The 12,873-nt window shown below is 69.5% G+C and carries 10 protein-coding genes; 9 read left to right on the top strand and 1 reads right to left on the bottom strand.

Going from position 1 to position 12,873, the window contains the following annotated elements:
* Positions 1 to 6 precede the first annotated feature (6 nt).
* From ACYCO6_RS21350 to murD, 3 genes are all read left to right on the top strand, one after another.
* Complete coding sequence (locus tag ACYCO6_RS21350) at positions 7 to 1,470, top strand: UDP-N-acetylmuramoylalanyl-D-glutamyl-2,6-diaminopimelate--D-alanyl-D-alanine ligase (protein WP_459763049.1); 1,464 nt, start codon at positions 7 to 9, stop codon at positions 1,468 to 1,470.
* A 76-nt stretch (positions 1,471 to 1,546) separates the two neighbouring features.
* On the top strand, positions 1,547 to 2,632 hold the full coding sequence (mraY, locus tag ACYCO6_RS21345; RefSeq protein WP_459763047.1) for a phospho-N-acetylmuramoyl-pentapeptide-transferase: 1,086 nt from the start codon (positions 1,547 to 1,549) through the stop codon (positions 2,630 to 2,632).
* A gap of 204 nt (positions 2,633 to 2,836) precedes the next feature.
* Positions 2,837 to 4,201 carry a UDP-N-acetylmuramoyl-L-alanine--D-glutamate ligase gene (gene murD / locus ACYCO6_RS21340; protein WP_459763045.1) on the top strand — a complete coding sequence of 455 codons (1,365 nt, stop codon included), beginning with the start codon at positions 2,837 to 2,839 and terminating at the stop codon, positions 4,199 to 4,201.
* A 19-nt stretch (positions 4,202 to 4,220) separates the two neighbouring features.
* Here the strand turns inward: murD and ACYCO6_RS21335 are convergent, their stop codons facing one another.
* The gene (locus ACYCO6_RS21335; protein WP_459763042.1) at positions 4,221 to 5,696 is read right to left on the bottom strand and encodes a methyl-accepting chemotaxis protein; all 1,476 of its coding nucleotides are present in this window, start codon (positions 5,694 to 5,696) and stop codon (positions 4,221 to 4,223) included.
* Positions 5,697 to 6,025: 329 nt separating this feature from the next.
* On the opposite strand from ACYCO6_RS21335, the gene ACYCO6_RS21330 reads away from it, so the two are divergent.
* The 6 genes from ACYCO6_RS21330 (at position 6,026) to ACYCO6_RS21305 (ending at position 12,838) form a co-directional block, all read left to right on the top strand.
* The gene (locus tag ACYCO6_RS21330; protein WP_459763040.1) at positions 6,026 to 7,192 is read left to right on the top strand and encodes an FtsW/RodA/SpoVE family cell cycle protein; all 1,167 of its coding nucleotides are present in this window, start codon (positions 6,026 to 6,028) and stop codon (positions 7,190 to 7,192) included.
* Positions 7,189 to 8,298 carry an undecaprenyldiphospho-muramoylpentapeptide beta-N-acetylglucosaminyltransferase gene (gene murG / locus ACYCO6_RS21325; RefSeq protein ID WP_459763038.1) on the top strand — a complete coding sequence of 370 codons (1,110 nt, stop codon included), beginning with the start codon at positions 7,189 to 7,191 and terminating at the stop codon, positions 8,296 to 8,298. The genes ACYCO6_RS21330 and murG overlap by 4 nt, the downstream gene beginning before the upstream one ends.
* A 48-nt stretch (positions 8,299 to 8,346) precedes the next feature.
* Positions 8,347 to 9,753, top strand: a complete 1,407-nt coding sequence (gene murC / locus ACYCO6_RS21320; RefSeq protein ID WP_459763036.1) for a UDP-N-acetylmuramate--L-alanine ligase — start codon at positions 8,347 to 8,349, stop codon at positions 9,751 to 9,753.
* Between the two features lie 199 nt (positions 9,754 to 9,952).
* Entirely contained in the window at positions 9,953 to 10,879 is a 927-nt protein-coding gene (gene murB / locus ACYCO6_RS21315; RefSeq protein WP_459763034.1) for a UDP-N-acetylmuramate dehydrogenase, read from the top strand.
* 112 nt (positions 10,880 to 10,991) lie between these two features.
* A complete protein-coding gene (locus tag ACYCO6_RS21310; protein ID WP_459763032.1) occupies positions 10,992 to 11,915 on the top strand; it encodes a D-alanine--D-alanine ligase in 924 nt (307 codons plus the stop codon).
* Positions 11,882 to 12,838: a cell division protein FtsQ/DivIB gene (locus ACYCO6_RS21305; protein ID WP_459763029.1), complete on the top strand. Its 957-nt coding sequence runs from the start codon at positions 11,882 to 11,884 to the stop codon at positions 12,836 to 12,838. The genes ACYCO6_RS21310 and ACYCO6_RS21305 overlap by 34 nt, the downstream gene beginning before the upstream one ends.
* Positions 12,839 to 12,873 lie beyond the last annotated feature (35 nt).

Genomic DNA, 12,873 nt, shown 5'->3' with positions numbered 1-12,873 from the left:
CTGACCATGACCGCACTCTGGACCCGCCAGGAACTCGAGGCCGCCACCGGCGGGCGCCTGATCGGCGAAGGCCGCCCGATCGGCGGCGCCTCGATCGATACCCGAACGCTCCAGCCCGGCGACCTGTTCTTCGCGATCCGGGGCGAGACCCGTGACGGCCACGACTTCGTCGCCGACGCCCTCGGGCGCGGAGCCGGCGCCGCGGTGGTGAGCGCGCCGCGCGCCGCGGAACTGGCGGTACACGGCCCCGTCCTGGCGGTGCCGGAGCCGGGCCCCGATCCGGTCCTGACGGCGATGATCCGCCTCGGCGCGGCCGCCCGCACCCGCACGCGGGCCCAGGTCGTGGCGGTGACGGGGTCCGTCGGCAAGACCGGGACCAAGGAGGCCCTGCGCCACGTGCTCTCCGGGCAGGGCGAGACCCACGCCTCGGCAGCCTCCTACAACAATCACTGGGGCGTGCCGCTGACGCTGGCCCGGATGCCGCGTTCCACGCGCTACGGCGTGTTCGAGATCGGCATGAATCATGGGGCCGAGATCGTGCCGCTGACCGCGCAGGTTCGTCCCGACATCGCGCTGATCACCACGGTCGAGCCGGTCCATATCGAGCATTTCGCCTCGCTCGCCGCCATCGCGGATGCCAAGGGCGAGATCTTCTCCGGGCTGCAGCCCGGCGGCGTGGCAATCATCAACCGCGACGTCCAGCATTTCGACCGGCTCGTTGCCCACGCGCTTGCGTCCCGGGCCGGCCGGGTGATCACCTTCGGCGAGCACCCGGAGGCCGACGTGCGCGCCCTGAAGATCGTGCTCCGCCCCGACCTGTCGGTGGTCGACGCAATCGTGATGGGCCAGCCCGTGACCTACAAGCTCGGCACGGCCGGGCGGCATGCGGCGCTGAATTCCCTCGGCGTCATGGCGGTGGTCCACGCGCTGGGTGCCGATCTCGCTCAGGCGGCCCTGTCGCTCGGCGGGCTGACGCCGCCGGTCGGGCGCGGCGAGCGCACGGCTCTCGAGATCGGCGGCGGCACCGCCTACCTGGTCGACGAGAGCTACAACGCCAACCCGGCCTCCGTGCGTGCGGCCCTCGCGACACTCTCCGGCATCGAGACCGGGCCGCGGGGGCGCCGCATCGCGGTGCTGGGCGACATGCTGGAACTGGGCGCCGCCGCACCCGACATGCACCGCGGCCTCGCCGAGGCGGTCGAGGCGACCAGGATCGACCTCGTGTTCGCCGCCGGTCCGCTGATGCGCCACCTGTTCGAAGCCCTTCCGGTGAGCCGCCGCGGCGCGGTGGCCGACACCGCCGCCGACCTGCTCGAGCCGCTCGCCCGGGCCCTCAGGGCGGGCGACGCCGTGATGGTCAAGGGATCGAACGGCAGCCGCATGGGCCGGATTGTCGAGGCGCTGAAAGCCCGCTACGCGGTCGACCCGACGCGGCGCGCGGATCTCGAGACCCGCTTGGCCGCCCCGTGATCGGCACGCCCGGACGTTCGCGACGCTCGGTGCCGCCCCCGAAACCTACGCCTGAACAAAGGGGCCGAGCGCCCGAATGCTGTACCTTCTCTCGGACCTGAGCAGCGCCTTCACGCCGCTCAACGTGTTCCGCTACATCACCTTCCGCACCGGCGGCGCGCTGTTCACGGCGGGCCTGTTCGTGTTCTGGTTCGGGCCCTGGATCATCTCCCTGCTGCGGATTCGCCAGGGCAAGGGCCAGCCGATCCGCGAGGACGGGCCGCAGACCCACCTGCTGACCAAGCGCGGCACACCGACCATGGGTGGCCTGATGATCCTGGCGGGCGCCGTCGTCGCGATCCTGCTCTGGGCCAACCCGCGCAACCACTACGTCTGGGTCACGCTGACCGTCACCCTCGGGTTCGGGGCGATCGGCTTCTACGACGACTATCTCAAGGTGACCAAGCAGTCGCACAAGGGCTTCTCGGGCCGGTTCCGGCTTACCCTGGAAGCCGTGATCGCGATCGCGGCCTGCGTGACGATCTCGGTCTACTCGCCCGCCGCGCTCCAGAACCAGCTCGCCTTCCCGGTCTTCAAGGACGCGCTCCTGAACCTCGGCTGGTTCTACGCCCTGTTCGGTGCCTTCGTGATCGTCGGGGCGGGCAACGCCGTGAACATGACCGACGGGCTCGACGGTCTGGCCATCGTGCCGGTGATGATCGCCTGCGGCACCTTCGGGTTCATCGCCTATCTCGTCGGCAACTCGTTCACCGCGAGCTACCTCCAAGTGAACTACGTCCGCGACACGGGCGAACTCGCGGTGGTCTGCGGCGCGGTGATCGGCGCCGGGCTTGGCTTCCTCTGGTTCAACGCGCCGCCGGCCCAGATCTTCATGGGCGATACCGGTTCCCTGGCGCTGGGCGGCCTGCTCGGCACCATCGCGGTGGCGACGAAGCACGAGATCGTCCTAGCGATCGTCGGCGGCCTGTTCGTTCTGGAGATGATGTCGGTGATCATCCAGGTCGCCTCATTCAAGCTCACCGGCAAGCGCGTCTTCCGCATGGCGCCGATCCACCACCACTTCGAGCAGAAGGGCTGGAAGGAGCCACAGGTGGTGATCCGGTTCTGGATCATCGCGGTGATCCTGGCCCTGGCCGGTCTGGCGACGCTGAAGCTTCGCTGAGGATCTGTGCTAGACACCTGTTCCAAGTGGCAGATCCCACCCAGGCCCTCATCCTGAGGTGCCGTCGCACAACGGCGGCCCCGAAGGAGCCCTCCAGGGATCGCGCGATGGCTGGAGGGCTCGTTCGAAGCCCGCTGATGCGGGCATATCAGGATGGGCATGGGATGGGATCGGCGGTCTTTCTCGTCCTATCCTGAGCTTTCCATGACGCCGATCACCACCTTCGCCGACCGCACCGTCGCCCTGTTCGGGCTCGGCGGCTCCGGGCTCGCCACGGCGCTGGCGCTAAAGGCGGGTGGTGCCGGCGTGCAGGCCTGGGATGACAACGCCGACAGCCTCGGGCGCGCGCGAGAGGCGGGGATCGAGACGCAGGACCTGCGCGAGGCCGATTGGTCCGGCTTCGCGGCCCTGCTCCTGAGCCCTGGCGTACCCCTGACCCATCCCGAGCCGCACTGGAGCGTCCGGCTCGCCCGGGAGGCGGGCGTCGAGATCATCGGCGACATCGAGCTGTTCTGCCGCGAGCGGCGGGCACGCGCGCCGGGAGCGCCATTCGTGGCGATCACCGGGACCAACGGCAAGTCGACCACCACCGCGCTCATCGCCCACGTTCTCGCCCAGGCCGGGCGCGACGTGCAGATGGGCGGAAATATCGGCACCGCGATCCTGTCCCTGGAGCCACCCGAGGCGAACCGCGTCCACGTCATCGAGATGTCCTCGTTCCAGATCGATCTGACGCCGAGCCTCGACCCGACCGTCGGCGTGCTGATGAACATCACCCCGGATCATCTCGACCGCCACGGAACGATGGAGCAGTACGCTTCCATCAAGGAGCGCCTGATCCGCGGCGCGGGCCTCGCGGTGGTCGGCGTCGACGACGGGCCCAGCCGGGCCATCGCCGAGCGGCGTCAGGGCGACCTCGTGCGCGTCCACGTTCCGCACGGCGAGGTGCTCTGCACGGACGCGCTGACGGTGCGCGAGGGGATCGTCCGCGATCCGGACGGAACGGCGCTGGCCGACGTCAACGGCATCGGATCGCTGCGCGGGGCCCACAACTGGCAGAATGCGGCCGTCGCGGTGGCCGTGGCGCGGGCGCTCGGCCTGTCGGGTGAGGAGATCCAGGCCGGGCTGACCTCGTTCCCCGGCCTGCCGCACCGGATGGAAGAGGTCGGCCGGCGCGGCCACGTCCTCTTCGTCAACGATTCCAAGGCGACGAACGCGGATTCCGCCGAGAAGGCCCTGACCGCCTTCCGGGACATCCACTGGATCCTCGGCGGCAAGGCCAAGGAGGGCGGCATCTTCCCGCTGGTGCCGTATTTCGAGCGGGTCGCCCACGCCTACCTGATCGGCGCGGCCTCGGATGCCTTCGCGGCGACACTCGAAGGCGCCGTGCCCTACACCCGCTGCGAGACGCTCGAGGTCGCGGTCCCGAAGGCCGCCGAGAATGCCACCGCCTCGGGTGCCCCCGAACCGGTGGTGCTGCTCTCGCCGGCCTGCGCCTCCTACGACCAGTTCCGGAATTTCGAGGTCCGCGGCGACCGCTTCCGCGAGCTGGTGCGGGCACTGCCCTGAGGCGCTGCCCGCGGGTTCCTCAGCGCGCCAGCACCTTGGCGGCGTCGCGGGTGGTCTCGACCGCCTGCGAGACGTTCGCCACCGACTGGACGATCGCCCCGATGTTGCCGGTGATGGCCGTGACCGCGCCGGCGGCGCTCTGCATGTTCTCGGCAAGGTCGCGGGTCACCGCGCTCTGCTCCTCGATGGCGGCGGCCGTGGCCACCACGGTCTCGCGCATCACCGAGACCGAGGCTCCGATCGCGCTGAGCGCTCCCACGACTTCCTGCGAGACGCGCTGCACGCTGGCGATCTCGCCGTTGATCTGACCGGTGGCGCGGGCCGCCTGATCGGCCAGGGCCTTCACCTCGGAGGCGACCACCGCGAAGCCGCGGCCGGCCTCGCCCGCGCGCGCCGCCTCGATGGTGGCGTTGAGCGCCAGCAGGTTGATCTGCCCGGCGATGTTCTGGATCAGGCCGACGATGCCGGTCATCGCGGTCGCGGTGTCGGCAAGGCGCTTGGTGTGGCCGTCGGCTTCCTGGACGCAGGCATAGGCGGTATCGGTGGCGCCCTGGGAGCGCACGATGCTCTGCGACATCTCCGCCACGGAGGCGGCCAGCTCCTCGGCGGCGGCGGCCACGGTCTGGACGTTCCCGGAAGTCGAATCCGCAGCCGAGGAAGCCAGCGCAGCCGCCTTGGTCGAATGCGTCACCGCTTGGTCGATCTCGCCGAAGTTCTGGTCGATGAGCGTCCGGAGGTTGGCGAACAGGCGGATCTGGTCGGTGATGTCGGTTGCAAATTTGACGATCTTGTAGGGCCGGCCGGCCGCATCGAAGATCGGATTGTAGGAGGCCTGGATCCAGACCTCCCGGCCACCCTTGCCGAGGCGCCGGAACTGGGCCGCCTGATAGGTGCCGTTCCGCAGGGCTGCCCAGAACGCCCGGTAGGCCTCGCTGTCGCGATAGGCGGGCTCGACGAACAGGCTGTGATGCTGTCCGACTACCTCGGCGCGCTCGTAGCCCACGGCGGCGAGAAAGTTGTCGTTGACCTCGAGCACCGTGCCGTCGAGGTCGAAGGCGATCACCGCCTGGACCTTGTGGATCGCCGCGATCTGGCCGGCGCGGTCGGCCTCCTCGGTCCGCTGCAGGGTGATGTCGGTGGCGAACTTGACCACCTTGTAGGGGCGGCCTCGAACATCGAACATCGGGTTGTAGGAGGCCTGGATCCAGATCTGGCGGCCACCGCGGCCGATGCGCTGGAACTGTCCGGACTCTAAGGCGCCGGACCGCAGGCGCTCCCAGAACGCCCGGTACGCCTTGGATTCCCGCTCGGCCGGATCCATGAACAGGCTGTGATGCTGCCCGACAATCTCCGGAAGCGTGTAGCCGACCACATCGAGGAAGTTGCTGTTCGCCGAGAGGATCCTGCCGTCGAGATCGAACTCGATCACGCCCTGGACCCGGTCGAGGGCCGCGAGCTTGGCATGCGCTTCACGGACATTCAGAGCAGAGAACATGGCGGGCGTGCTTCCGCTTGGCGGATCAGGCATCGCCGCGCGGCTTTCAGGGTAGGCCGCTCGCCGATCCGCGGCTTACATCCGAAAGTTGTGCGAAGGAGATTAACGTAGAGTGCCTTTTGTTCTCTAGATGACTAAACGAACTCGGCTTTCCGCGATTGGCGCCCTTCCGATCCTTGACGCATGATCGACGTCCCAACAGCGCGCCCGCGCGACGCTGGGGTTGGGCCCAGGAAGGCCGCGCATAAGCCTCCGTTTACCATTCCTGCACAGGATCCATTCCGACCCGCGCGGATCGGCATCCGCGCGGCCTGGAGTCGTTGCCCGGCATGATGTCACGCGCGGAACGCACCCCCCTGACGGATTGGTGGTGGACGGTGGACCGCGGGCTGCTCGCGGCCCTGTTCGCGCTGATGGTGGCCGGCCTCGTTTTCCTGATGGGCGGCGGCCCACCGGTGGCCGAGCGGATCGGCCTGCCGACCTTCTACTTCCTAAATCGGCAGGCGATGTATCTCGCGCCGACCATCCTGCTGATCTGCGCGGTTTCGTTCCTGTCCCTGCGCGGAATCCGCCGGCTCGCCCTGATCACCTGGGTCTGCGGCGTCATCCTCTGCCTGCTCGCCGGCAAGTTCGGCCCCGAGATCAAGGGCGCCCACCGCTGGATCCAGTTCGGCTCCTTCGGCCTGCAGCCCTCGGAATTCGTGAAGCCCGCCTTCGTGATCGTCGCCGCCTGGGCCTTTTCGGAGGGCGCGCAGCGGCGCGACATGCCGGGCGGCATCCTCGCCCTGCTGCTCCTGCCGATCACCATCGTGCCGCTGCTGCTCCAGCCCGATTTCGGCCAGACCATGCTGATTACCATGGTGTGGTGCGCGCTGTTCTTCGTGGCCGGCCTGCACCTGATCTGGGTGGCCGTACTCGGCGTGCTCGGGCTTGGGGGTGTCTTCGCTGCCTACATGTTCTTCCATCACGTTCGTGAGCGATTCAACAAGTTCCTCGACCGGGACTCGGGGGGCGGCTTCCAGGATTTCTGGTCGCGGGAATCCTTCCGCTCGGGCGGCTGGTTCGGCACGGGGCCGGGGGAGGGCGTGGCCAAGCGCCACCTGCCGGACGCCCATACCGACTTCATCTTCTCGGTCACCGGGGAGGAGTTTGGCGTGATCGTCTGCCTGTGCCTCGTGGCTCTGTTCGCCTTCATCGTGCTGCGCGGTCTCAAGCTCGCCCGGCGCACGGACGACACCTTCTCGCGATTGGCGATCACCGGCCTGACCACGCTGTTCGGGCTCCAGGCCTGCATCAACATGGCGGTGAACACCCAGCTGATGCCCGCCAAGGGCATGACGCTGCCCTTCGTCTCCTACGGCGGCTCGTCGCTGATCTCGCTGGCGCTCGGCACCGGCTTCCTGGTCGCCCTCACCCGCAAGCGCCCTCGGACCGTGATGCTCAGCCAGAAGCCCCCCGGCACCGCGCCGGCTACCGTCGCCGGGGTAATGCGGTGACGGTCTTCACCCCCACGATCCTGCTCTGCGCGGGCGGCACCGGCGGACACCTGTTCCCGGCAGAGAGCCTTGCCCACGCGCTGCGCGCCCGGGGCATCCGGGTGGCGCTCGCCACCGATGCGCGCGTCGACGCCATCGCGTCCGAGTTCCCGGCCTCCGAGGTGATCACCATCCCATCGGCGACGCCCTCGGGACGCTCGCTGGTGCGCCGGGCGAGCGCCGTGCTCACGCTCGGGCGCGGCTTCGGCGTCGCCGCAAAGGAAATCCGGCGGATCAACCCGGCGGCCATCGTGGGCTTCGGCGGCTACCCGACCGTGCCGCCGGTGCTCGCCGGCCAACTCCTGCGGGTCCCGACGGTGCTGCACGAGCAGAACGCCGTGATGGGCCGCGCCAACGCCTTCCTGGCCCGCGGTGCCCGCACTATCGCCACCGGCTTCAAGGAGGTCCGCGGCGTGCCCGACACGGCGCGTGCGCCCCGCATTCACACCGGCAACCCGCTACGCCCGGCGGTAATCGAGGCGGCCAAGGTCCCGTATCCGGCCTTCGGGACGGGCGATACCCTCCGCCTCCTCGTGTTCGGCGGCAGCCAGGGCGCCCGCGTCATGGGCGAGGTCGTGCCCGAGGCGATCACGCGCCTCCCTGCTGCGCTGCGAGCCCGGCTTCACCTCGTCCAGCAGGTCCGGCCCGAGGACCTGACCGCGGTGCAGAACCGCTACCTCGCCATGGGGCTCGCCGGGATCGAGGCGGCCCCGTTCTTCAAGGATTTGCCGGCTCGCATGGCCGCGAGCCACCTCGTGGTCTCGCGCTCCGGCGCCTCAACGGTCTCGGAACTGGCGGCGATCGGTCGCCCGGCGATCCTCGTGCCGCTGCCCGGCTCCCTCGACCAGGACCAGGCCGCCAACGCCGCGACCCTCGACGCGATCGGCGCCGCGCTCGCCGTGAAGCAGGCCGATTTCACCCCGGATCGCCTCGCCGGGGAACTCACCGCTTGCTTCGAGGCGCCGGCAAAATTGACCGCGGCGGCCGATGCGGCCAGAAGCGCGGGCATCCACGACGCCGCCGAGCGGCTGGCCGAGGTCGTCATCGAGACGGCCGCCCGCACTTGATCATCCGGGATTTCGCACCGGCGATCCCTCCACCAGACGGTTCGACCCATGAAGCTGCCCGACAAGCTCGGACCCATCCACTTCATCGGCATCGGCGGCATCGGCATGTCCGGCATCGCCGAGGTGATGCACAATCTCGGCTACACGGTGCAGGGGTCGGACGCTTCCGACAACGCCAATGTCCGGCGACTGGCCGAGAAGGGCATGCGGACCTTCGTGGGCCACGATGCCAAGAACGTCGAGGAGGCGGCCCTCGTCGTCGTCTCCACGGCGATCCGCCGTGACAATCCCGAGTTGCAAGCCGCCCGGGAGCGGCGGCTCCCCGTCGTGCGCCGGGCCGAGATGCTGGCCGAGCTGATGCGCTTCAAGTCCTGCGTCGCCATCGCGGGTACGCACGGCAAGACCACGACCACCTCACTCGTGGCGACGCTTCTCGACGCCGGCAACCTCGACCCGACGGTGATCAACGGCGGCATCATCAACGCCTACGGCACCAACGCCCGCATGGGCGCGGGCGAGTGGATGGTGGTGGAGGCCGACGAATCCGACGGCACATTCCTGAAGCTGCCGGCCGATGTGGCGATCGTCACCAACATCGACCCCGAGCATCTGGATCATTTCGGCTCGTTCGACGCCATCAAGGACGCGTTCCGGCGCTTCATCGACAACATCCCGTTCTACGGCTTCGCGGTGATGTGCATCGATCACCCGGTGGTCCAGGATCTCGTCGGCCATATCGAGGACCGGCGGATCATCACTTACGGCGAGAACCCGCAGGCCGATGTGCGCCTCATCGACGTGGACCTGCGCGGCGGCCAGAGCCGCTTCCGGGTGATGATCCGCGACCGTCGCCCCGGCTACCGGATGGAGATGGAAGATCTCGTCCTGCCGATGCCCGGCAAGCACAACGCGCTGAACGCCACGGCGGCCCTCGCGGTCGCGCACGAGCTCGGCGTGAAGCCGGACGCGATCCGACAGGCGCTCGCCGGCTTCGGCGGCGTGAAGCGGCGCTTCACCCGCACCGGCGAGTGGAACGGCGCGACGATCTTCGACGATTACGGACACCATCCGGTGGAGATCAAGGCGGTGCTCAAGGCCGCCCGCGCCTCGACCGAGCACGGCGTCATCGCGGTGGTGCAGCCGCATCGCTACACCCGGTTGCAGTCGCTGTTCGACGATTTCTGCACCTGCTTCAACGATGCCGACACGGTCATCGTCGCGCCGGTCTACGCGGCCGGCGAGCAGCCGATCGAGGGCTTCGACCGCGACAGCCTCGTGGCCGGCCTGCGCTCCCGCGGCCACCGCGACGCCCGGGCCCTGGAGCGGCCGGAGGAACTCGCGGGGATCATCGCGGAACTCGCCAAGCCCGGCGATTACGTGGTCTGTCTCGGCGCCGGCACGATCACGCAGTGGGCCTACGCCCTGCCGGACGAACTCGCCGCGCGGGGACGGTAGGCGCGGTGCGTGATCCCGCCCCGGGAGACGTCTCGGGTCGGCGGCACCTTCTATCGTCGATGCTGGGCTGCGCTGTGAGGATGGACCCGGCGGTGAATCTCCGGACCCCGGCCCCACAGCGTCCGCTGCCACCCCGATGCGATGACGACCGGGTCGTCGCATCCCTCTCCCCGCAGGCGGAGAGAGGGGAGATTCAAGAATGACCGCATCCCTCCACGATCGCATCCGGGCCGCCGCGCCCGACCTCCGCGGGCGCCTGCTCGCCGACCAGCCGCTCGCCGACCTCACTTGGTTCCGGGTCGGCGGACCGGCCGAGGTCCTGTTCACCCCGGCCGACGAGGAGGATCTCGCCCGCCTCCTCGCATCCCTCGATCCGGACGTGCCGGTCACGGTGATCGGTCTCGGGTCGAACCTGATCGTGCGCGACGGCGGCGTACCGGGCGTCGTGGTGCGCCTCGGCGGCAAGGCCTTCGGCAGCATCGCGATCGACGGCGACACGCTGACCGTCGGCACCGCGGTCCCGGACATGCGGCTCGCCAAGGCGGCGGCCGAGGCCGGTCTCGACGGGCTCGCCTTCTACCGCGGCATCCCGGGCTCGATCGGCGGCGCCCTGCGCATGAACGCCGGCGCGCATGGGGGCGAGACCACGGACGTGCTGGTGGAGGCGCGCGGCATCGACCGCCAGGGCGCGCTCCGCACTTTCAGCCACGCCGCGATGGGCTTCTCGTACCGGCACTCTGACGCCCCGGAAAACGTGATCTTCACGAGCGCCCTGTTCCGGGGCAGGCCCGGTGACCGCGTCGCCATTGAGGCCGAGATGGAACGGGTCACGGCCGCCCGCGAGGCGGCCCAGCCGATCCGCGAGCGCACCGGCGGTTCGACCTTTGCTAACCCGCAAGGCGGCAAGGCGTGGCAGCTCATAGACGCCGCCGGCTGCCGCGGGCTGACCAGGGGGGGCGCCCAGGTCAGCGAGATGCACTGCAACTTCCTGATCAACGCCGGCAACGCCACCGCGGCCGACATCGAAGGACTCGGCGAGGAAGTCCGTCGCCGTGTTCGGGAGGCGAGCGGGGTCGAGCTGCGGTGGGAGATCCGCCGGATCGGGCTGTCGGCCGGCACGACGTGAGAGCGGCGATCCGGACGCGCAGATGCGGCTGAGATACGTTGCTGGGCCGCCAGCGGTGACCGTTCGGACGCATTCAGATCCTGTTTGAAGCCGACCTATTCGAGGTGCCCTGATGTCCAAGCACGTCGCCGTCCTGCTGGGCGGCACCTCCAATGAGCGCGAAGTCTCGCTCAATTCCGGCAAAGCCTGCGCGGATGCGCTCGAGGGGGAAGGCTACCGGGTCACGCGGGTCGATGTCGGGCCCGACATCGCCTCGGTGCTGACCGCGCTCAAGCCGGACGTGGCCTTCAACGCGCTGCACGGGCCGGACGGAGAGGACGGCACGATCCAGGGTCTCCTGGAGATCCTGAAGATCCCCTACACCCATTCGGGCGTCCTCGCCTCGGCGCTCGCCATGAACAAGGAGCGGGCCAAGACCGTGATGCGCGCCGCCGGCGTCGCGGTCCCGGAGGGCCGGATCGTTAACCGTCGTGAGGCCGCCAGGACACACCCCCTGCCGCCACCCTACGTGGTGAAACCCATCGCGGAAGGCTCATCGGTGGGTGTGATCATCGTGCGCGACGGGCGCTCGCACCCACCCCAGATTCTCGCCTCGGACGCCTGGACCTTCGGCGAGCAAGTCCTTGCAGAACCTTACATAGCCGGCCGCGAACTGACCTGCGGCGTGATGGGCGACAGGGCCCTCGGGGTGATCGAGGTGAAGGCGGCCACCGGGGATTGGTACGACTACGACGCCAAATACGCTCCGGGGGGGTCCGTTCATGTGCTCCCGGCCGAACTTAAACCAAATGTTTACCAGCGTGTCCAAGAACTGTCGTTAACGGCGCATCAAGCACTGGGCTGTCGGGGCGTCAGCCGTGCCGACCTTCGCTACGACGACACACCGGGTGGAACCGGTCTGCTCGTCGTGCTGGAGGTCAACACGCAACCCGGCATGACCCAGACGAGCCTTGTGCCGGAGATGGCGGCCCATGCGGGCCTGAGTTTCGGTGAGCTCGTCCGATGGATGGTGGAGGACGCTTCCCTGAATCGCTGAGCGGCGGTGACGCCGCCGGCCGGACCGGCCCCGCGCGCCTCGTCGGCGCCGTGCTGGGACGGATCACCGGTCGCCTGCCGTCTCGCTCGCTCTCGGTCCGCCGGGCCCGTCAGGGCCAGCGCCTGAGCGAGCGCCTGCCCCGCGGCGTCGGCGCGGTCGGGGTTTCGGTTTCCTGCGCGGCCGTGGCACTCGCCGGCTTCGTGGCGAGCGGGCGCTACGACGCCTTCGTGGCCGAGCAGGGCCGCCCCCTCGACATCGCCGCGCGTCTGGCCGGCTTTGGCGTCGAGCGCGTGACCATCTCGGGCATCTCCCGGATGTACGAGCGCGAGGTGCTGGCCGCCGCCGGCATCGACTGGCGCTCCTCGGTCCCGTTCCTCGACGTCAACGCGGTCCGCGAGAAGCTCCTGCGCGTGCCCCTGATCGCGCAGGCTTCGGTCCGCAAGATCTACCCCAACGAGATCGCGATCACGCAGGTGGAGCGCGAGCCCGCCGCCCTCTGGCAGAAGAATGGCGAGATCAGCGTGATCGCCGCCGACGGCACCGTGATCGACGCCATGCGCGACGACCGCTACGCCAGCCTGCCGCTGGTCGTCGGCGAGGACGCCAACACCAAGCTTCCCGAATACCTCGCCCTGATCGCCGCCGCCGGGCCGCTGGCCGAACGGATCAAGGCCGGCACCTACGTCTCCGGCCGGCGCTGGACGCTCAAGCTCGACGGTGTCGACGTGCGCCTGCCCGAAGCCGATCCGGCCGCGGCGCTCGCCCGCCTCGTCCGGTTCGAGCGCGAGGCCGGTCTGCTCGAGAAGGACATCATCGCGGTGGACCTGCGCATGCCGGACCGCCTGGTGGTGCGCCTCACCGAGGAGGCGGCCGCCGCCCGCGCGGAAGCCCAGAAGGCGAAGAAGAAGGGCGCGGCCAGCTGATGTCCTTCCTGTCGATCTCCGCCCGTCCCGCATCC

It is taken from the genome of Methylobacterium sp. CM6257, assembly GCF_054611515.1.
Note: the sequence above shows the minus strand (reverse complement) of the source record. Positions and strands in the feature narration are given on the sequence as shown.